At 64.5% G+C, this 20,210-nt stretch carries 20 protein-coding genes; 12 read left to right on the top strand and 8 right to left on the bottom strand.

Going from position 1 to position 20,210, the window contains the following annotated elements; all coding sequences use genetic code 11:
• Positions 1-97 precede the first annotated feature (97 nt).
• Complete coding sequence (locus J2R76_RS23375; RefSeq protein ID WP_016845604.1) at positions 98-397, bottom strand: hypothetical protein; 300 nt, start codon at positions 395-397, stop codon at positions 98-100.
• A 204-nt stretch (positions 398-601) separates the two neighbouring features.
• Between J2R76_RS23375 and J2R76_RS23370 the strand changes: the two genes are divergently transcribed.
• On the top strand, positions 602-1,081 hold the full coding sequence (locus J2R76_RS23370; RefSeq protein WP_028334752.1) for a hypothetical protein: 480 nt from the start codon (positions 602-604) through the stop codon (positions 1,079-1,081).
• A 19-nt stretch (positions 1,082-1,100) separates the two neighbouring features.
• Positions 1,101-1,997: a CoA ester lyase gene (locus J2R76_RS23365; protein ID WP_063790072.1), complete on the top strand. Its 897-nt coding sequence runs from the start codon at positions 1,101-1,103 to the stop codon at positions 1,995-1,997.
• A 20-nt stretch (positions 1,998-2,017) separates the two neighbouring features.
• On the opposite strand, the gene J2R76_RS23360 is transcribed toward J2R76_RS23365, so the two are convergent.
• Together J2R76_RS23360 and J2R76_RS23355 are read right to left on the bottom strand one after the other, a co-directional pair.
• Complete coding sequence (locus tag J2R76_RS23360; protein WP_057016410.1) at positions 2,018-3,232, bottom strand: EAL domain-containing protein; 1,215 nt, start codon at positions 3,230-3,232, stop codon at positions 2,018-2,020.
• A gap of 362 nt (positions 3,233-3,594) precedes the next feature.
• Positions 3,595-3,771: a hypothetical protein gene (locus J2R76_RS23355; protein WP_156436140.1), complete on the bottom strand. Its 177-nt coding sequence runs from the start codon at positions 3,769-3,771 to the stop codon at positions 3,595-3,597.
• 310 nt (positions 3,772-4,081) lie between these two features.
• On the opposite strand from J2R76_RS23355, the gene J2R76_RS23345 reads away from it, so the two are divergent.
• The 4 genes from J2R76_RS23345 to J2R76_RS23330 all read left to right on the top strand — a co-directional run bounded on the left by J2R76_RS23345 (position 4,082) and on the right by J2R76_RS23330 (position 8,618).
• On the top strand, positions 4,082-5,029 hold the full coding sequence (locus tag J2R76_RS23345; protein ID WP_018269641.1) for a TAXI family TRAP transporter solute-binding subunit: 948 nt from the start codon (positions 4,082-4,084) through the stop codon (positions 5,027-5,029).
• 187 nt (positions 5,030-5,216) lie between these two features.
• A complete protein-coding gene (locus J2R76_RS23340; RefSeq protein ID WP_253625034.1) occupies positions 5,217-7,325 on the top strand; it encodes a TRAP transporter permease in 2,109 nt (702 codons plus the stop codon).
• Positions 7,286-7,699, top strand: coding sequence for a DUF1850 domain-containing protein (locus J2R76_RS23335; protein ID WP_253625033.1), 414 nt, complete (start codon positions 7,286-7,288; stop codon positions 7,697-7,699). Before J2R76_RS23340 ends, J2R76_RS23335 begins: the two co-directional genes overlap by 40 nt.
• 112 nt (positions 7,700-7,811) lie before the next feature.
• Complete coding sequence (locus J2R76_RS23330) at positions 7,812-8,618, top strand: SDR family NAD(P)-dependent oxidoreductase (protein WP_018269644.1); 807 nt, start codon at positions 7,812-7,814, stop codon at positions 8,616-8,618.
• A 68-nt stretch (positions 8,619-8,686) separates the two neighbouring features.
• On the opposite strand, the gene J2R76_RS23325 is transcribed toward J2R76_RS23330, so the two are convergent.
• Together J2R76_RS23325 and J2R76_RS23320 are read right to left on the bottom strand one after the other, a co-directional pair.
• Entirely contained in the window at positions 8,687-9,850 is a 1,164-nt protein-coding gene (locus J2R76_RS23325) for an IS4 family transposase (RefSeq protein WP_253626080.1), read from the bottom strand.
• Between the two features lie 281 nt (positions 9,851-10,131).
• Positions 10,132-11,676, bottom strand: coding sequence for a sodium:proton antiporter (locus J2R76_RS23320; protein ID WP_253625032.1), 1,545 nt, complete (start codon positions 11,674-11,676; stop codon positions 10,132-10,134).
• A gap of 135 nt (positions 11,677-11,811) precedes the next feature.
• Between J2R76_RS23320 and J2R76_RS23315 the strand changes: the two genes are divergently transcribed.
• From J2R76_RS23315 to J2R76_RS23305, 3 genes are all read left to right on the top strand, one after another.
• Positions 11,812-12,582, top strand: coding sequence for a hypothetical protein (locus tag J2R76_RS23315; RefSeq protein ID WP_253625031.1), 771 nt, complete (start codon positions 11,812-11,814; stop codon positions 12,580-12,582).
• Positions 12,583-12,780: 198 nt separating this feature from the next.
• The gene (locus tag J2R76_RS23310; RefSeq protein ID WP_253625030.1) at positions 12,781-14,688 is read left to right on the top strand and encodes a propionyl-CoA synthetase; all 1,908 of its coding nucleotides are present in this window, start codon (positions 12,781-12,783) and stop codon (positions 14,686-14,688) included.
• Between the two features lie 307 nt (positions 14,689-14,995).
• Positions 14,996-15,268 (top strand): hypothetical protein, encoded by a 273-nt coding sequence (locus J2R76_RS23305; protein ID WP_075969207.1) that lies wholly within the window; start codon positions 14,996-14,998, stop codon positions 15,266-15,268.
• Between the two features lie 109 nt (positions 15,269-15,377).
• On the opposite strand, the gene J2R76_RS23300 is transcribed toward J2R76_RS23305, so the two are convergent.
• Complete coding sequence (locus J2R76_RS23300) at positions 15,378-16,076, bottom strand: DUF1013 domain-containing protein (protein ID WP_057016405.1); 699 nt, start codon at positions 16,074-16,076, stop codon at positions 15,378-15,380.
• 229 nt (positions 16,077-16,305) lie between these two features.
• Between J2R76_RS23300 and ispH the strand changes: the two genes are divergently transcribed.
• Genes ispH through rnhA form a run of 3 tightly spaced genes read left to right on the top strand, consistent with a single transcriptional unit; the run spans position 16,306 to position 18,715 of the window.
• Positions 16,306-17,280 carry a 4-hydroxy-3-methylbut-2-enyl diphosphate reductase gene (gene ispH / locus J2R76_RS23295; protein ID WP_057016404.1) on the top strand — a complete coding sequence of 325 codons (975 nt, stop codon included), beginning with the start codon at positions 16,306-16,308 and terminating at the stop codon, positions 17,278-17,280.
• Positions 17,281-17,285: 5 nt separating this feature from the next.
• Positions 17,286-18,266 (top strand): homoserine kinase, encoded by a 981-nt coding sequence (locus J2R76_RS23290; RefSeq protein WP_057016403.1) that lies wholly within the window; start codon positions 17,286-17,288, stop codon positions 18,264-18,266.
• The gene (gene rnhA, locus J2R76_RS23285) at positions 18,263-18,715 is read left to right on the top strand and encodes a ribonuclease HI (RefSeq protein ID WP_057016435.1); all 453 of its coding nucleotides are present in this window, start codon (positions 18,263-18,265) and stop codon (positions 18,713-18,715) included. The genes J2R76_RS23290 and rnhA overlap by 4 nt, the downstream gene beginning before the upstream one ends.
• Before the next feature lie 240 nt (positions 18,716-18,955).
• Here rnhA and J2R76_RS23280 read toward each other — a convergent pair whose 3' ends face one another.
• Together J2R76_RS23280 and J2R76_RS23275 are read right to left on the bottom strand one after the other, a co-directional pair.
• Complete coding sequence (locus J2R76_RS23280) at positions 18,956-19,441, bottom strand: peroxiredoxin (RefSeq protein WP_018269652.1); 486 nt, start codon at positions 19,439-19,441, stop codon at positions 18,956-18,958.
• Positions 19,442-19,643: 202 nt separating this feature from the next.
• The gene (locus J2R76_RS23275) at positions 19,644-20,201 is read right to left on the bottom strand and encodes a DUF924 family protein (protein WP_057016402.1); all 558 of its coding nucleotides are present in this window, start codon (positions 20,199-20,201) and stop codon (positions 19,644-19,646) included.
• Between the last annotated feature and the right edge of the window lie 9 nt (positions 20,202-20,210).

The raw sequence follows: 20,210 nt of genomic DNA, 5'->3' as shown, positions 1-20,210 counted from the left end.
GGCATTTTCGGTTCTGATTGAATCAGAACCGAAGCCCTGGACTCTTCTTGACGCGTTTTCTTTACGCGAACCGGCGTCCACTTCGCTCGAAAACGCTCTAATTCGAGCCGAACTTGAACTTGCCGTCGCCCTCGAGATAGGGCCCGGAGCGCATGTAGAGCTGGCCGTTCTGGCCGATGAAGAACAGCGTCCCCTTCGGCACCTTCTTGGCGCCCTTCAGCAGCGTGCCGGCGTTGTTGGTGCCCATCTTGTAGGACCAGGTCTTGCCGTCCTTGTCATAGGCGTAGCCCATGTCGGGCTTCAGTTCCCAGGGCGCAGCCTCCTGCGCGAATGCGCAGGTCGTCAGCGCGGCAAACGCCGCAGTCGCAATAAAAGTCTTGGTCAAAAAATGCGTCATGATCCACCTCCGGCCGAGAAAACGGCGTCGTCCCCACGTTTTTGAACAAATCACGAACGATGTTCGCGCGTCAATACGACAATCGGCGCGACCGCTCGCCGGATCGGCGACTTTGTGAATTCCCGCATCAAGCTTGGCGACTATTTTCGCGTTACCGTTTACAAACGCTTTGATTGCCGGAAACACGACCTTGGGATGATCAGGATGAACCACGTCATGAAGATCGGAATCGGTGTCGCTCTGTCGTTCATGACGCTGGCGTCAGTCGCGCAGGCGGACGAGTTCAGGCTCTCCAACAACCAGCGGATCTCCTGCAGCCGCGGCCTGTCCGCCGGCAAGCTCAATACCGCGACCTGCAAGTCCTACGCCTATCTGTTCAATGCCAAGACCTCGGAATATTTCCGCTGCCAGGTCTCGCTGGCGCTGACGCGGGACAACAAGGAGGTCATCAACGTGCAGGCCGACGGCGGCTGCACCAAGAAGCCGCGCATTTTCGAGACCGACGGCAATTACACGTTCGACGCCACCGAGACCGAGCCGCCGAACACCAACTCGTTCTTCGGTCCCGGCGGCTATGCGATCTGGGCGAACGACGTCAACACCCAGAAGATCCGCGGCTGCATCACCATCTCGTCCGGCCTCGGCTCCGACATCTCGAAATGCCTCGACATGACGTTCCAGTGACGTCGGCGCGGGCCGCGTGATGCGCAAGCTGCGCCCGGCCCCGCTGTGCCGCTCCTGGCTGTTTCTCGAAGGCGCCAACGAGGACGTGCTGCAGCACGCGGCCGCCAGCGGCGCCGACGTGCTGATCCACGAGCTCGAGGATTTTACCCCGCCGCCGCTGCGCCCGAAGGCGCGGGCCTTGGCGGCCGAGCTCTACGCCGCCTGGCGCGACCAGGGCGTGATGGTCGCGGTCCGCGTCAATCCGCTGGACCAGGACGGCATGGACGATCTCGCCGCCGTGATGCGCGGACGTCCGGATATCGTCGCGCTGCCGAAGGTCGCCGAGCCGCACCATGTCGTCAGGCTTGACGAGGCGGTGACGCGGTTCGAGCGCGACTGCGGTATCGCCGAGGGATCGACATCGCTGCTGCCGAATATCGAGTTCGCGCGCGGTCTGGTGCAGACCGGTGCGATCGCCATGGCGAGCCGGCGCGTCATCGGTTGCCTGATGGCCTCCGAAGACCTCGCCGCCGATCTTGGTGCCGAGCGCGGCAGCGATGGCCTGGAGCTCGCTTACGCGCGGCAGCGCTTCATCGTCGAATGTCGTGCCGCTGATGTCGTCGCGGTCGATTGTCCCTACACCTGGAGCGACGCTGAAGGCGTCGAACGCGACACGATCTGGGCGCGGCGGCTGGGTTACGCCGCAAAGAGCCTGGTCGATCCCGCGCATGCCTCGATCGTCAACGGGGTCCTGACGCCGGGCGAGGAGGAGATGCGCCGGGCGGGCAGGATCGTCGCGGCGTTCGAAGCGGCGCGGACAAAGGGCTTTGGGCGCGTCGAACTCGACGACTCGCTGCTCGAGGTGCCGACCTATTCCAATGCAAAACGCCTGATCGCGCGCGGCGAAGCGCTGCGCGCGATCGATCGCGACACATGAGCCTGACCAGAGGCGATGCCTCAGGAGGCTGGCTCTTTCTCAGAGAAATGCATGCGTGAGCGGGCGAACTTCTTGACGCCCATCGGCTTGCCGAACAGGTAGCCCTGGACCTGATCGAAATCCATTTCGTGCGCGGCGAGAAAGTCCGCACGCGTCTCGACTCCCTGGGCCACGACCTGCGCGTCGTTGTCGTGGGCCAGCTCCACGACACGCCGGCACACCGTCTGCTTCAGGCGCTGATCCGCGCAGCCGGTGACGAATTGATGGTCGACCTTGAGCTGGACGAACGGAAAGTTCGGCAGTCCCAGCAAAGACGGCCAGTTCGCGCCGACATTGTCGATCGAGATGCCGATATTGTGCAGTCGAACGCGCCGGGCGACATCGATCGCCAGATCCAGATTGTCGACCACCTCGGTGCTGTCGATCTCGATCAAGAGGCCCGCGAAGGCCGCATGATCCGGCATCCGGTAACAGAGCTCGCGCACGGCATGATCGTCGGCGAGGAAGGAGATCGGCAGATTGATCGAGAGATTGACCGGCCCGATCTGCTCGATGAGATAGCGCCAGTCCTCGATTGCGCGCTCGATCACGAACTCGGACAGCGCATGAAAATGCGGATCGCTTTCGTCCGGGATGAAGTAGGCCGGCGGCACGACGCCCCAGGCAGGGTGGCGCATCCGGATCAGCGCCTCGGCGCCGCTCGGGACCAGCGTCCGGAGATGAATTTTCTGCTGATACCACAGCTCGAGCCAGCCGGCCTTCAGCGCTTCGGGCACGTCCACCGCCGGGCTCGGCGCGGGTTCAAGCGGCATCAACGACGCAAGACTGTCGCGAAGGGTCCCGGCGCTGAACGGCGTCGACAGCGCCGGCAGCATGGCGATGCCGTACTCGTCGCCGATTTGCCGGACCGCCTTGACGATGATCGAGTCCGGCTGCCCGATGACGAGGACCTTGCCGCCATAGTCCTTTCTCACCAAAGTCTCAAGAATTTTACTGACTTCGATGCCGTCCACGGACACGCCGAGCACCAGGAGATCGGGCCGTTCCGCGTCCAGAACGGTGTCGAGTTCCAAAGCCTGGCTGCATTCACTGGTGATGAAGCCGAGGTCTTCCAGCGCCTCGGCGAGGAAGGTCCGAAGGTGTTTTTTGCTGTCCGCAATGCATGCGCGTGGGGTCAGCTTGCGATGTCCGAACCAGCCGGCTCGCGTGCGTTCGATGTGACTGATGTGATTCATGCCCCGCCTTGTCCGTAGTTACCCCGGCTTGACTCGTACATCCTAGAGCGGCGGCAATCATGGAAATTTCTGGATCATACATTGATTGCCCCGCTAACCTTAAAGGATTCAATTCGATTCAAATGGCGCTGGAATCGCGGCGTCTCACCGCTGTTACACCTGCAACAAATGCGTCATCTGACATTCATGAGCGCGATCGCGTCCCGACTTTGCACATCGGCAGAAACACTGTGCGCGTGTGTCATCGAGAGACGGCGTTAATGACTGTGTTGTCGCGTCGACGCCGACGCGGAACTGCGTCATTGTCGGACATCAGATCGCATCATGCAGAGTGCTGCGCGGAGCGCCGACGGCGAATCAGATCACCCGTTTTGTGATGCCAATGCAGATGTGCGTGACGTCGTCGCTGCTGTTCGCAACGTCTCCCGCATCAACGCGCAGTAGCCGATCAGCGCGGCACAAGCGACGGCTGCAAGCAACAGGAATGCAGCGCTGCAACCGGCATGGACGACAATGAATCCGGCGATAGCGGTGCTCAAGCCGACATCCGGGGCCGCAAGCCGATCTTCGCTGCTTCGTTGCGGCCGGTCCGCGCCGCGAACGCCCTGGGTCCGACAATGCCAAGTGTCCCGCGGCGATCGCCGGCGCGAACACCGGGCCGCTAGCGGCCGCCAGCGGCTGGGTCGCGGCGACCAACTCGAAGCGGTCGCCCGGTCGCGCGGAGAGTTCCCGCGCAGGTAAGGTGGTGTTGCTATCGGGGATTTCCGCCGCGCATGCGTCATTTGGATGGGTTGACCCGGCGGGGGTGTCCGGCCAATTTCCGGCCGGCTTAAGGGGAGAATAATACTCATGAATTCCAAGTTGATGGCTGCCGCGATCGTGGCAGCCAGCGTTTTGTCCGCGCCTGTCGCACAGGCCGAGCAGTTCATTAACGTGCTCACCGGCGGCACCTCCGGCGTCTACTATCCGCTCGGTGTCGCGATGGGGAAGATCTACGGCGACAAGATCCCCGGCGTGAAAACCCAGGTGCAGGCGACCAAGGCCTCGGTCGAGAACCTGGTGCTGCTGCAGCAGGGCCGCGGCGAGATCGCCTTCACGCTCGGCGATTCGCTCAAAGCCGCCTGGGAAGGCGACGCCGAGGCCGGCTTCAAGAACAAGCTCGACAAGCTGCGCACCATCGGCGCGATCTATCCGAACTACATCCAGATCGTCGCGACCGCCGAGAGCGGCATCAAGACGCTCGCCGATCTCAAGGGCAAGAGCCTGTCGGTCGGCGCGCCGAAGTCGGGCACCGAGCTCAACTCGCGCGCGATCCTCGCGGCCGCCGGCATGAGCTACAAGGATCTCGGCAAGGTCGAGTACCTGCCGTTCGCCGAATCGGTGGATCTGATGAAGAACCGCCAGCTCAACGCCACGCTGCAGTCCGCCGGCCTCGGCGTCGCCTCGCTGAAGGACCTCTCGACCTCGAGCGAGATCACCGTGGTCGCCGTGCCGAAGGAGACCGTCGACAAGATCGGCCCGCCGTTTGTCTCCGTGATCATCCCGGCTAATACCTATACCGGCCAGGACAAGGACGTGCCGACCGCCGCGGTCGTGAACTACCTCGTGACCTCGAGCGCGGTGTCGGACGATCTCGCCTATCAGATGACCAAGCTGGTCTACGAATCGCTGCCGGAACTCGCCAATGCCCACGCCGCGGGTAAGGAGATCAAGCTCGAGGCCGCCGCGACCGGCAGCCCGGTTCCGCTGCATCCCGGCGCGATCCGCTATTACAAGGAGAAGGGCCTGATCAAGTAAGGCCGGAACGTCTGCTCCTTGCCGTCATTGCGAGGAGCGAAGCGACGAAGCAATCCATCTCTTCCCTTGTGGCGCGATGGATTGCTTCGCTTCGCTCGCAATGACGTGGCGCGTTTTTCCTGTCCCGGCTTTCGGTGGGCGGACTCAGTGGATATAAGCGCCGTTGGCACGGCGGGGGACTGATCATATGCAGCAGCAGGTTGAGGGCGAGCAGCCCGTCAAGGTTGAATTCGACAATTTCGAGCATGGCTTTCCGGAAGGCTTCGGCCCGGGTGCCTGGGGGCATCTGGCCTATGCCATCGGTCTCGCCTTTGCGGTGTTCCAGCTCTATGTCGCGGCTTTCAACTACCTGCCGAGCCAGGTGGTGCGCGGCGTCCATGTCGGCTTCCTGATCCTCCTGACCTTCGGCCTGATCGGCAATTTCACCGCCAGGACCGATTTCGGCCGCACGGTGAGTTGGATCGTCGGCGCCGCCGGGTTCCTCTGCGGGCTCTACCAGTGGATCTTCTATGCCGACCTGATCGCCCGCGATGGCGATCCGACCAACATGGACCTCGCGGTCGGCACGCTGCTCGCGGTCCTGATCTTCGAGGGCACGCGGCGGCTGATGGGGGCGGCGCTGCCGCTGATGTGCGGCGCCTGTCTGCTCTACTGGTTCTTCGGCCAATATCTGCCGTCGCCGTTCAATCACCGCGGCTATGACTTCGACCAGATCGTCACCCATCTCTCGTTCGGGACCGAAGGCTTCTACGGCGTGCCGATCTATGTCTCGGCGACCTACATCTTCCTGTTCATCCTGTTCGGCTCATTCCTGGAACGCGCCGGCATGATCCAGCTGTTCACCGACGTCTCGCTCGGCCTGTTCGGCCGCACCCGCGGCGGCCCCGCCAAGGTCGCGGTGTTCGCTTCGGGCATGATGGGCACGATCTCGGGTTCGGGCGTCGCCAACGTCGTCACCGTCGGCCAGTTCACGATCCCCCTGATGATCAAGTTCGGCTATCGCCGCGCCTTCGCCGCCGGCGTCGAGGCCACCGCTTCGATGGGCGGCCAGATTATGCCGCCCGTCATGGGAGCGGTCGCCTTCATCATGGCCGAGACGCTCGGCGTGCCCTATTCGGAGATCGTCAAGGCCGCGGTGATCCCGGCGATCCTCTATTTCGCCTCGGCGTTCTGGATGGTGCATCTGGAGGCCGGCAAGCACGGCCTCGTCGGCATGAAGCGCTCGGAGATCCCGAGCGCCTGGAAGGCGCTGGTGGCGCGCTGGTATCTGGTGCTGCCGCTCGCGGCGCTGGTCTACATGCTGTTCGAGGGCTTCACGCCGCTCTATGCCGGCAGCATGGGCCTTGCGCTCACGGTCGCGCTGATCCTCGGCGCCAGCATCACGCTCGGCTTCTCCAACACCATCGTGCGCTACATCTTCTGGATCGGCCTCGCGCTGGTGGTTGCCGCGGTGTCGCGCCACGGCATCGAGATCGTTCCGGTCGCCAGCGTCGTCGCCGGTCTCATCGTGATCGCGGCGATCACCCGCGGCGGCCGCGCCACCCTGAAAGCCTGCCGCGACTCGCTCGCCGACAGCGCCAAATCGGCGCTGACGGTCGGCATGGCCTGCGCCATTGTCGGCACCATCATCGGCATGATGACGCAGACCGGCGTCGGCACCATCTTCGGCAGCTGGATCATCGGGCTCGGCGCCAAGAGCCTGTTCCTGGCGCTGATCATGACCATGCTGCTGTCGATCCTGCTCGGCACCGGCATCCCGACGATCCCGACCTACATCATCACCGCGGCGCTGGCTGCACCGGCGCTCGCCAAGCTCGGCGTGCCGCTGATCGCAAGCCACATGTTTGCGTTCTACTACGGCATCATGGCCGACCTCTCGCCGCCGGTTGCGCTCGCGGCCCTGGCGGCGGCGCCGATCGCCAAGGAGAACCCGGACAAGATCGGCTGGGAGGCGATGCGGATCGCGCTTGCCGGCTACGTCATTCCGTTCATCTTCGTCTATTCGCCGGCGCTGATGCTGCAGACCGGGGATCCGATGCAGGCGCAACTCGGCTTCTACGGCGCGGTGGCGCTGGCGACCTTCAAGGCGCTGGTGGCGATCGGATTGTTCGGCATCGTCGCGATCGGCTTCCTGTTCACGCGGCTGACTTTCATCGAGATCCTGGTCGCGTTCGGCGCCGCGCTCTGCCTGCTCGGCGATTTCCCGTTCTCGGATACAGCGGGCTTCACGCTCGCTGCTGCTGTCGTGCTATGGCAATGGCGGCAGCGTCCGCGCAATGCGGTGGCGGCGGCTTGAGCCTCTGCCTCGCTTCCGCGGGAGTCGTGAAGGCGCTGTCGATCGCGGCCTTCACGCTCGCCTGGACGCATTCGATCGAGAAGAGCGTCTGGCAGGAGGACTGGCTGGTCACGCCGGCCGGGCTCACGCTGCAACAGGCGCGCGTCAAGGGCACGGGCGCCGGCATGGAGCCGCCGCCGGAGGCGCGCCTTGTCGATGGCTGGTTTCAATGGTCGCCCCCGCCGATGCCAAGGGCGGAGGTCGTGCTCGGCAATTCCGGCGCCGCGGGTGAATGGCACCTGTGCCAGGAGGGACGCTGCCAGACCTTATCGGAGATTATCGGGCATCCGATCGGTGCTAATGTCACGACGATGAGTGTTTGCGAGAATCCGTAGTAAGTATCCGTAGCCCGCATGAGCGGAGCGATATGCGGGGGATAGCGCTCCCGGATATCGCTTCGCTCATCCGGGCTACAGTCACGACAAGAACAACAAGGGAGAAAGACCGATGGATCGGCTCAAGGGCAAGGTTGCGATGGTGGTCGGTGCGGGCTCGATCGGGCCCGGCTGGGGCAATGGCAAGGCGACCGCCGTCACCTTTGCGCGCGAGGGCGCCAGCGTTTTCTGCGTCGATCGCAACGGCGCCGCGGCGGAGGAGACCGTCGGCATCATCACCGGCGAGGGCGGCAAGGCTGTCGCATTCACCGCCGATGTCTCGCGTGCCGGCGAGGTGGAGGCGATGGTCGCGGCCTGCCTCAAGGCCTATGGCCGCATCGACGTGCTCGACAACAATGTCGGCATCGCCGAGGTCGGCAGCGTGGTGGAAGTTGGGGAAGCGGAGTGGGACCGCGTCTTCGCGGTCAACCTCAAGAGCGCCTATCTGTCGATGAAGCACGTCATTCCCGTCATGATCAAGCAGGGCGGCGGCTCGATCATCAACATCTCCTCGATCGCCTCGATCCGCCATGTCGGCATTTCCTATGTCAGCTACAACGCGAGCAAGGCCGCGATGAACCAGATGACGCGGTCGACAGCCGTCGAGTTCGCCTCGAAGCATGTGCGCGTCAACGCGATCCTGCCGGGACTGATGAAGACGCCGATGGTCGCGCATTCGGCCGGGCTGGCGCAGAGCTACGCCAAGGGTGATGTCGAGGCGATGTGGCGGGCCCGCGACGCACAGGTGCCGATGGGGCACATGGGCGACGCCTGGGACGTCGCCAATGCCGCGCTGTTCCTGGCGTCGGACGAATCGAAGTATGTCACCGGCATCGAGCTCGTGGTCGACGGCGGCATTACCTCCAAGTCGGGTGCTTGAAGTCGGGCGCCTGAGCAGCGAACTTCGCTTTACCTCGCCCCGCGTGCGGCAGGGGTGTCCGGGGAAATTCAGGCATAGTGGAGCTCCATCTGGTCAGGTGAGATGGTTGATTTCCGACGGCCGGGGTTGATGGGCGGAGGTTTGTCGATGGCAGCGAGGGATCGACGCGTGAGCAGGAGCTGGCCGACGAGTTCGGCGAACCTGAGCGGGAGCATTTTGATGCAGTTGGTGTGAGCGGCGATGCGCAGCAGCAGGTAGGCAATCATCGCAGCGAGCACCTGAAGGCGGATCGCGTTGTCGTTGGCGCCGAGGAACTTGCGAATATCGAGATGCTGCTTGATCCAGCGGAACAGCAGCTCGATTTGCCATCGGCTCTTGTAGAGGGCGGCGATCTCGACGGCGCTACGGGCAAGGTCGTTGGTCAGGAGTGTGATCTTGCCGCCTTTCTCGCGTCTGATCTTGATGCGGCGGAGCGGGATTGGAAGGCGCGAATCGCCCTTGCTGGTGAGCTTCACCTCGTCATCGGCAAGGATTTCGAAGCCATCCCCGTTACGCTTGCGGATGGCGCGATGCCTGAGCGAGCGAAGACGGATGCTCGTCTTCGCCCGGGTAACGAAGAAAGCCTTGCTATCATTGATCTTCTGCCACCAGTCGAAACGGCAATAGCCCTTGTCAAACACATAGGTGGTGGCGGGCTGGATTGGGGTCTGTCGGCCGATCTCGATGTCATTGACGTTCGCGGCCGTCATCTCGACGCAGGTCGGGACATCGCTCCTTGGGTCGTAGACGACATGCAGCTTCATGCCGCGGATGCGGCCGTTCCACGTCGCCCAACTGCAGACCTTGCCGAGCGGGATCGGACTGGCGTCGATCAGACGCACCATCTCCATGCCTTCACTCCGCAGCTGGCGACGCGCCATCGCCGACAGCGCCGCAAAGGTTTGCGCGAAAATGCCGATCGGACGGCGGGCATTGGCATCGGACAACGTCGAGCGCGACAGCTTGCCGGTTCCCAAGTGATAGTGATGCTGCGAATTGGCGTTGAAGCCAGTCACCACCCCGCGCAGACTGCTGTTGCCGCTAAGCTGGGCATAGATCAGCGCCACCAGATGATCCCAGCTCCTGAACGACTTGTCGTAGGCATCCCCGTCCAGACGATCCACAACCGTCTGAAACTGCCGTCGATTGATCGGTTCAAGCAGCCTTCCAAAAATGCTACCGCGATATCGCATGCTCGGCCCTCTGTGTCTCGACAACCAGAAAAGACCGATTTGCCTCGGTCCTGCCGAGCATGCACCGCGACACAGTGAATCATTCCCCGGACACCCCTGCGCGTGCGGGGAGAGGTCGGAACGCATCGTCAGATGCGTTCCGGGTGAGGGGGAGTCTCCACAAGCGCAACTATCGCCGGTTACGCGGAGACAGCCCCTCACCCCAACCCTCTCCCCGTAAAGAACGGGGAGAGGGAGCGCAGTGCTGTCGCGGCGGCTATTCATCCGAACCTCATGGCGCTTTAGGCCTCCACGCTGAGCTCGGCGCGGTCGAGCTCTTCCTCGACCAGATGGAATGCGTCGTCGCCGATCGCTTCGGTGCGGCGCAGATTGAGCAATGCCTGACGCGCCGCGGCGATGGCGCGGCGGCGCAGCGGATCCGACGGCAGCTCGCGTGAGGTCAGGCCGCCGTCGGGATCATTCTCCGCGCGCAGCAGCACGGCGCGATATTCGAGCCGCAGGATCTCGGCCTCTTCCGACGGGTCGGCGTCGATCTCGTCGAGCGCGGCGCGAAACACCACGCCGCGGGCATGGGCCGCCTCGCGTCCGACCGGATCGTCGTCCGCGAAATTCAACGCCAGGATCAACGGCCGCAGCGTCAGTCCCTGGATCACGAGCGAACCGAGCACTACGGCAAACGCCGTCAGCAGGATCAGATCGCGATACGGAAACCATTCAGGGAGCGCAAACGCCGCCGCCAGCGTGACGATGCCGCGCATTCCGCACCAGGACACGATGAAGCCGCGCTTCAAGGTCGGCACGGCGTCCACCACGTGGGCCGGCAGCAGGTTGCGCGCCTTCAGTGTGCGCAGCAGCGCGCCGTAGGGCATCACCCAGAGGATGCGAGCGAGGATCACGACGGCGAGGATCGCGGCGGCAAAGCTGCAATATTTCCACCGCACCTCGTCGTCGAGTCCGGACCAGATCGGGCGCAACTGCAGGCCGATCAGCATGAAGGCGAGCACGTTGAGCACGAACACGACGGTTTCCCACACCGCGTAGGACGACACGCGCAGCCGCGCCGATGTGCGGGCCGGCGCGGTGCGCGAGATGGTGATCGCATAGGCGATGATGGTGAGGATGCCGGACAGCCCGAGATGCTCGGCAATGATCCACACCATGAAAGTGCCGCCGAACTGCGTGATGATCGCGCTCGGTGCCTCGGTGATGCGACGCGTGATCATCATCCAGAGTTGCGCGAACAGGAAGCCGGCGGCGAGGCTGCCGACCAGCGCAATCGTGATGGACGGCACGAACTCGCGGATCTTCATGTGCTCGGCGGCGACGAGGCCGACCGCGACGCGATAGATGAGCAGCGCGCTGGCATCGTTGAGCAGGCTTTCTCCTTCGAGGATCTTCTGGATCCGATAGGGCAGGTTGACCTGGCGCAGGATCGCGGTGGCTGCGGCCGCATCCGGCGGCGCCACGATGGCGCCGAGCGCGATTGCAACCGCCCATGGCATGTCCGGGCGCAGCCAATGTGCGACCACCGCGACCGCCGCCGTGGTGACGCCGACCGCGACCACCACCAGCGTCGAGACCGGCAGCCAGTTGTTGCGGAGATCGCGCAGCGAAGTGTCGAACGCGGCATCGAGCAGCACCGGTGCGACGAACAGCGCCAGCGCCAGTTTCGGTTCCAGCGCCCAGGTCGGGGCCCACGGCAGCAGCGTCAGCAGCACGCCGCCGAGCGCCAGGAAGGTCGGGTAGGGCACCTTGATCCGCCGCGCCAACGCCGATAGCGCCACCGCCGCGAGCAACAGCCCGATGATCCATTCGAATGTGAGCAAGCCGAACCCCCGATGCAGCCGATCGTCGCAATTGACGTATAATCCAGCGTGTGGTTTTGCGGCAAATGGCGCGCTGCCGGCCATCAGGGGCCGGCGGTTCGGGCGCAAGAGAGGGATGTCTTGTCGGCGATCGGGATGCGACGCAAACCTGCAAATCTGGCCGCGATGCTGGTCTGTGTCGGCCTGTCGGGCGCGCTGATGACGGGCGTTGCGCGCGCCACCGGCAGCGAACCGGGCGAGGATGTGCAAGCCAACGCCGGCCCCTGCATCGCGGCGGCAGCGGCCGCCGATGACGACAAGACCATCGATGTCTGCGGCGCGCTGATCGACAATGAGAAGGCGACGAGGCCCGATCGCGTCAAGGCGCTGATGGCGCGGGCGGGCGCCTATGACCGCAAGCAGATGATCGATCGTGCGATCGCGGACTATGACACCGTGCTCAAGCTCGATCCATCGCTCGCCGATGCGCAAAATGCGCGCGGCGAACTGTGGCGCCGCAAGGGCGACCGGCCGAAGGCGATCCTGGATTTTGGTGCTGCCGTCAAGCTCGACCCCAATCACGCCGCCGCCAGGGCCAACTACAAATCGCTGTCGCTGGAGCTGGAGCGGATCGGCGCCATGATGGCGGTCGCCGGCAAGCCGAGCTTCGATTGCCGCAAGGCGCGCCGGCCGGTGGAGAAGGCAATCTGCGCCAATCCCACGCTTGCCGATCTCGATCGCGAGATCGTCGCATCCACCTTCCGCACGGTGCGCGAGACGCAGAATCCGCGCCAGGCGCGTGAGCTGCAGCGCGCGCAGGATCAGTTCATCGCCCACCGCAATGCCGATTTCGGCAAGCCGGGCTACGACCTGGAAAGGGCGATGCGCGAGCGGCTGCAGCGGATCAACGGCGTCGACGGCTACTAGTGCTCCGTTCCGATCGAAGCGGAATGAGCTCTAGATTCTTGTTTTGACGCGTTTTCTTCACGCGAACCGGGACCCACCTCGCTCGAAAACGCTTTGCTCCGACCCGGCCGAAGGTCGCGGTCATTTCGGCTTGAAACGGCGCCCCTTCCCGTGACAATGGTCGGCAAATGACGCGCGACCGCGCGAGGGAGAAACGCGATGAATATCCAGCAGAGCCGGTATCATGAGGTGTATGCCCGCTCGCTCCGGGACCCCGAGGGCTTTTGGGCGGAAGCGGCGCGCGAGATCGACTGGATCGAGCCGGCCAAGAAGATCTTCGATCCCTCCATGGGCGCCTACGGGCGCTGGTTCGCCGGCGCCGTGGTCAACACCTGCTACAACGCGCTGGATCGCCATGTCGCCGGCGGCCGCGCCAGCCAGGTCGCGCTGATCCACGATTCGCCGCTCACCAACACGATCACCAAGTTCACCTATTCCGAATTGTTGGAGGAGGTGCAGACGCTGGCTGCGGTGATGCAGGATTTCGGCGTGGCGAAGGGCGATCGCGTCATCCTCTATATGCCGATGGTGCCGGAGGCCGTCGTCGCGATGCTCGCCTGCGCGCGGATCGGCGCGGTGCACAGCGTGGTGTTCGGCGGCTTCGCGGCCAAGGAGCTTGCGACCCGCATCGATGACGCCAAGCCGAAGCTGATCTTCTCGGCGAGCTGCGGCATCGAGCCCGGGCGCATCGTGCAATACAAGCCGCTGCTCGACGAGGCGATCCGCCTGGCCGGCAGCAAGCCCGAGACCTGCATCATCCTGCAGCGGCCGCAGCAGGCTTGCGAGCTCACCGCGGGCCGCGATCATGACTGGGCGACGCTGCGCCGCGCCGCATTCGACGCCGGCAAGGCCGCGCCGTGCGTGCCGGTAGCCGCCACCGATCCGCTCTACATCCTCTACACGTCGGGCACGACCGGAATCCCGAAGGGCGTGGTGCGCGACAATGGTGGTCATCTCGTCGCGCTGAAATGGTCGATGCACAATCTCTACGGCGTGAAGCCCGGCGAGATCTGGTGGTGCGGCTCCGACATCGGCTGGGTGGTCGGCCATTCCTACATCGTCTATGGCCCGCTGATCCACGGCGCGACCACCATCATGTACGAGGGCAAGCCGATCGGCACGCCGGATGCCGGCGCGTTCTGGCGCGTGATCAGCGAGCACAAGGCGGTCGCCTTCTTCACCGCGCCGACCGCGTTCCGCGCGATCAAGAAGGAAGACCCCGAAGGCAAGTTCATCCGGAATTACGATCTCTCGAGCTTCCGCACCCTGTTCCTCGCCGGCGAGCGCGCCGATCCGCCGACCGTGGAGTGGGCCGAGCAGCAGCTGAAGGTGCCGGTCATCGACCACTGGTGGCAGACCGAGACCGGCTGGTGCATCGCCGGCAATCCGGTCGGGCTCGGCCAGCTGCCGGTCAAGCACGGCTCGCCCACGGTGCCGATGCCGGGCTATCAGGTCGACATCGTCGACGAGGCGGCGAAGCCGGTGGCGGCTGGCACGATGGGCTCGATCGTCATCAAGCTGCCGATGCCGCCGGGCTGCCTGCCGACGCTGTGGCAGCAGGACGATCGCTTCAGGGACGCCTATCTCTCGGAATTCCCCGGCTACTACAAGACCTCGGATGCCGGCTACAAGGATGAGGGCGGCTATGTCTGGGTGATGGGCCGCACCGATGACATCATCAATGTCGCCGGCCACCGGCTCTCCACCGGCGGCATGGAGGAGATCCTCGCCTCGCATCCCGACGTTGCCGAATGCGCCGTGCTCGGCGTCAAGGACGCGATCAAGGGCGAGGTGCCCTGCGGCTTCCTGGTGCTGAAGGCCGGCGTGACCAAGCAGCCCGCCGAGGTCGAGAAGGACGTCGTGGCGCTGGTGCGCGACAAGCTCGGGCCGGTCGCCGCGTTCAAGCTCGCGATCACGGTGGCGCGGCTGCCGAAGACCCGCTCCGGCAAGATCCTGCGCGGCACCATCAAGAAGATCGCCGACGGCGAGCCCTGGACCATGCCGGCGACGATCGAGGACCCGAAGGTGCTCGACGAAATCGGCGAGGCGCTGAAGGGGAAGGCGTAGCTCTTGTTGCCTCGCCCCGCTTGCGGGGAGAGGCCGGGTCGCATGGCAATGCGATCCGGGTGAGGGGGGCTCCGCGCGCTCGCTGCTTCATTCTGCGGAGGCGGCCCCTCACCCCAACCCTCTAAGAGCGAGCAGCGCTCGTCTCGACCCCGCAAGAGCGGGCGAGGGAGTGCTGGCACCTCCCGCGCCTGAGGTCGGCACCTGTGGAACAAGACTTCCGCATTCGGAAGCAAAACGGCCTTGATTTTGATGGATTGCCGGGTCATCCCGGCCTCCCTGTCATATGCCACGAGATACGGACCCACGGATGCGATCCATTTCCGCACGCGCGCCTCTCGCCTTGCTGCTCGCGCTGCCGCTGCTTGCAGGCTGCCTCGAACGCGGCCGATCGCCGATCGCGGAGAGCATGGGCGACGACGATCAGTACTGCCAGGCCGGCGGCAAGGTGGCGGTCGGCTCGCCTGATTACGTCGCCTGCCGCAAGAACCGCGACGTGCAGCGCCAGAACGCCGAAGCCCGCACCGATCGGCGGCAGCGCGATCTCGGCGAATACATGATGAACAATCCCGACCGGCATTGAGCCGCGCCGACGGTCGCCGTCACGCCCATCGCATGCGCTTCCAAGCAAAAACGCGGCAGGTTGCCCTGCCGCGTTTCGTATTCTGCGCTTCGAGTTGCGCGATCCGCGCTTACTCTTCGTCGTCGGCGGGCTTCTTGCCGCCGATCGTCTTCAGCTTGGCGAACACGGCATCGACGTTGAGATCGTCGTGGCGCTCGATCGGCTGATCGTCCAGCTCGTCCTTGCGCGTGGTCTCGGAGGCCGGCAGCAGCGTGGCGCCGCCGTAGACCGTGGTGGTCGGCTTCTCCTTGGCGGCGCGCTGCACCTCGAAATCGAGCTCGATCTGCGAGCACAGGCCGAGCGTCACCGGGTCCATCGGGGTCAGGGTCGAGGCGTTCCAGTGGGTGCGGTCGCGTACGCTGGCGATCGTGGTCTTGGTGGTGCCGACCAGACGCATGATCTGGGCGTCCTTCAGCTCGGGATGGTTGCGGACCAGCCAGAGGATCGCGCTCGGACGCTCATGGCGGCGCGACACCGGGGTGTAGCGCGGGCCCTTCTTCTTGGCGGCGGAGGGCAGCACCACCTTGCTCTCCTGGAGCCTGAGGCGGTAGTTCTGGTCGCGCTCGCCGCGCTCGATCTCCTCGCGGGTCAGCTGGCCGTTGGAAATCGGGTCCATGCCCTTGATGCCCTGGGCGGCGTCGCCGTCGGCGATGGCGCGGACCTCGAGGGGGTGCATTTTGGTAAAATCGGCCACCTGATCGAAGGTCAGGGCGGTATTGTCGACCAACCACACGGCAGTCGCCTTCGGCATCAGCGGTGCGTTGCTCATGGCAAATCTCCTTTGTGCTTCGCCCACCTCTGTCGAGGCGAAGCTGGTAGTCATCGGCGATGACGGGAATTATAGGGCCTATATAAGCCCTCCGGGGGGAATGGCGCAATGGGCCAGCAAAATCGCCTTGACAGCGCCCGAAAGCAGTCCCAAGTCCTTACTCAAATTGGCCGTTCCCCGCCCGCCGGCGAGGGGTGATTCGGTCCCGAGATTGCCCCGAGACAGCCCGATGTCAGCTAAAAAACCCGACCTTAGAATCGTGCTTTGTTCCCCCCGCGGCTTTTGTGCCGGGGTGGTCCGTGCCATCGACACGGTCGAACGTGCCCTCACCATTTATGGTGCGCCGGTCTATGTCCGGCACGAAATCGTCCATAACAAGTATGTGGTCGACAGCCTGAAGACCAAAGGCGCCATTTTCGTCGAGGAATTGGCCGAAATTCCCGACGATACCAACGCGCCGGTGGTGTTTTCGGCCCACGGCGTTCCGAAATCGGTTCCCGCCGAGGCCAAATCCCGCAATTTCTTCTCGTTGGACGCGACCTGCCCGCTGGTGACCAAGGTCCACCGCGAGGCGGCGATCCATTTCAAGCGCGGCCGCGAGATCTTGCTGATCGGCCATTCCCACCACCCCGAGGTGGTCGGCACGCTGGGGCAGCTGCCGGCGGGCGCCGTGACCCTGATCGAGACCGCCGAGGACGCCAAGACCTTTGTTCCGAAGGACCCCAACAACCTCGCCTTCGTGACCCAGACCACGCTGTCGATCGACGACACCGCGGAGATCGTGACGCTGCTCAAGCAGCGCTTCCCGAACGTCAATGGTCCGCACAAGGAGGACATCTGCTACGCGACCACCAACCGTCAGCTCGCGGTCAAGAAGGTGGCGCCGGTGGTCGACGCCCTGATCGTGGTCGGCGCGCCGAACTCGTCGAACTCGCAGCGCCTGCGCGAGGTCGCCGAGCGCGAGGGCTGTCCGATCGCCGTGCTCGCCCAGCGCGCCAGCGACATCGACTGGAGCAGGTTCGAAGGCATCACGAGCCTCGGCATCACCGCGGGCGCCTCTGCGCCGGAAGTGATCGTCGAGGAGATCATGGGCGCCTTCGCCGAGCGCTATGAACTGCACGTGGAGACGGTCTCGGCCGCGGAGGAGAACGAGTTCTTCCCGCTGCCGCGTTCGCTGCGGCCTGACGCTGCCGCGGCGGAATAGACCATATGGCGGTCTACACCGACGTTGCCGCCGAAGACCTCGCGGAATTCCTCAAAAGCTACGACATCGGCGAACTGCTCTCCTACAAGGGCATCGCCGAGGGCGTCGAGAATTCGAACTTCCTGCTGCACACCAGCCAGGGCGCCTACATCCTCACGCTCTATGAAAAGCGCGTGGCGGAGGACGACCTGCCGTATTTCCTGTCGCTGATGGCCCATCTCGCCGAGCGCGGCGTGTCGTGCCCGCAGCCGGCGCGCAACCGCAAGGGCGAGGTCACTAGCCGGCTCGCCGGCCGGCCCGCCGCGATCATCAACTTCCTCGAGGGCGTGTGGCCGCGGCGGCCGAACGTGGCGCATTGCTCCGGCGTCGGCGAGGCGCTGGCCAAAATGCACGTTGCCGGCCGGGATTTTCCGCTGGTCCGCAACAATCCGCTGTCGGTCTCCGGCTGGCGGCCGCTGTTCGATCTCGCCGCCGCGCGGGCCGACAGCGTGCAGCCGGGCTTGCACGACTTCATCGCGCGCGAGCTCGATCATCTCGAAGCCGCCTGGCCGACCGATCTGCCGGTCGGCGTGATCCATGCCGACCTGTTTCCCGACAACGTGTTTTTTCTGGGCGACAGGCTCTCGGGCCTGATCGACTTCCCGTTCGCCTGCAACGACATCCTGGCCTACGACGTCGCGATCTGCCTCAACGCTTGGTGCTTCGAGCCGGATCATTCCTTCAACGTCACCAAGGCGCGCGCATTGCTCAACGCCTATGGCCGCGAGCGTCCGCTGTCGGCGGCGGAAGAGGCCGCGCTGCCGCTGCTCGCGCGCGGTGCCGCGATGCGCTTCCTGCTGACGCGCCTGGTCGATTTCCTCAACGTGCCCGAAGGCGCGCTGGTGCAGCCGAAGGACCCGCTGGAATATGTCCGCAAGCTGCGCTTCCAGCAGAGCGTCGCTGCTATCAACGACTACGGCGTCACGCCGGCCGGGTGCGCGGCGTGAGCGAAAAGCCGCATGTGACTGTTTTCACCGATGGTGCCTGCTCCGGAAATCCGGGGCCGGGCGGCTGGGGCGCGATCCTCAGATTCGGCGAGGTCGAGAAGGAATTGAAGGGCGGCGAGGCGCACACGACCAATAATCGCATGGAGCTGATGGCGGCGATCTCGGCGCTCGAAGCCTTGAAGAAGCCCTGTGTGGTCGATCTCACCACCGACAGCCAGTATGTCCGCCAGGGCATCACCGGCTGGATCCATGGCTGGAAGCGCAACGGCTGGCGCACCGCCGACAAGAAGCCGGTCAAGAATGTCGAGCTGTGGCAGCGTCTGGACGCCGCGCTGAAGCCGCATGAGGTGCGCTGGCACTGGATCAAGGGCCACGCCGGCCACACTGAGAACGAACGCGCCGACGAGCTGGCGCGCGAAGGCGTGGCGATGGCGCGGCTGAAGGGGTAGGGCGCGCCGTCGCGTCCGCGATCGCGGCCACCGCCAGTCCTCAAAACCGTCATCGCCCGCGAAGGCGGTCGATCCAGTATTCCAGAGGTGCTCGATCGTAGGTTGGGCACGCTTGCGCTTTGCCAACCCTACGACGCTACGATCGTCACCTCGTCATTCCGGAGCGATGCGTCAGCATCGACCCCCGGAATCTCGAGGTTCCGGGTTCGGCGCTTCGCACCGCCCCGGAACGACAGAAAACTACAACTGACCGAGCAGCGTGTCGCCGCCGGAGACCTCGACCTTGCCCGGGGCGGGCTCGAGGTTGAGCTTCTTCACCACGCCGTCCTCGACCAGCATCGAGTAGCGCTTGGAGCGGATGCCGAGGCCGTTGCCGGAGGCGTCGAGCTCCATGCCGATCGCCTTGGCGAAGTCGGCGTTGCCGTCGGCGAGGAAGACGGCTTCGTCGCGCTGGTCGGTGTCGCGCTTCCAGGCGTTCATCACGAAGGCGTCGTTGACCGAGACGATCGCGATGGTGTCGACGCCCTTGTTCTTCATGGCATAGGCGTTGAGGAAGATGCTCGGCAGATGCATCTTGTGGCAGGTGCCGGTGTAGGCGCCGGGCACGGCGAACAGGGCGACCTTCTTGCCCTTGAAAATGTCGTCGGTGGTTTTGACCTGCGGACCCTCGGCGGTCATCACGCGAAACTTGGCCTCCGGCAGCTTGTCGCCAACATTGATCGTCATCGTTGTTCTCCCTCGGTGAAGCGGAACTGTCTTAAACCCGGCTACAGCACGGCACAATACGGGCTCGCCGAAGAACGGCAATGCCGGAGGCCAAAGCGTTTTCGAGCGAAGTGGATACCGGTTCGCGTGAAGAAAACGCGTCAAAACAAGAATCTAGAGCCCCGTTCCGATTCAATCGGAACCTCTGGTCACCGTTCCGTCATCAGCCGGAAAACCCGCCGGCGTCGAGAAAGGCCTGCTCCTCGGCCGTGGTCTGCCGGCCCAGCACGCGATTCCGGTGCGGGAAGCGGCCGAACCGGCGGATGATGTCGGCGTGGTCCTCGGCGTATTTCAGGTTGTCGGGATGGCAGTCATATTGCCCGAACAGCGTCACGCAGCGCTGCTGGTCGTCGAGGTCCTCCGAATGCTCGAACGGCAGATAGAGGAATTCGCGCAGCACGGGGGCGGTCCGCGCATCGACGCCGCGGTCGATGGCGCGCCTTGCCACTTCACGCGCCAGCGCATCGCTTGAAAAGGTCCTGGCGTCGCCTCGAAACAGGTTTCGCGGAAACTGGTCGAGCACGATGGTCAGCGCCAGCGCGCCCTCATCGCTCGCCTCCCATGACGACAATTCGCCGGCAGCCGCCTTCTGCCAGGTGGCAAGGAAGCGGCTGCGGATCTCGGCATCGAAGGCGTCGTCGTGCTTGTACCAGCGGTCGCGGCCGGCATTCCGCCAGAAGCCAAGCACGTCAGCCGGCGTCGCGAGGCTTGCGTCAGACATCGAACGTCA

The organism is Bradyrhizobium sp. USDA 4532, assembly GCF_024171315.1.
GTDB lineage: Bacteria > Pseudomonadota > Alphaproteobacteria > Rhizobiales > Xanthobacteraceae > Bradyrhizobium > Bradyrhizobium australafricanum.
This window is presented reverse-complemented; position numbering and strand designations above follow the sequence as displayed.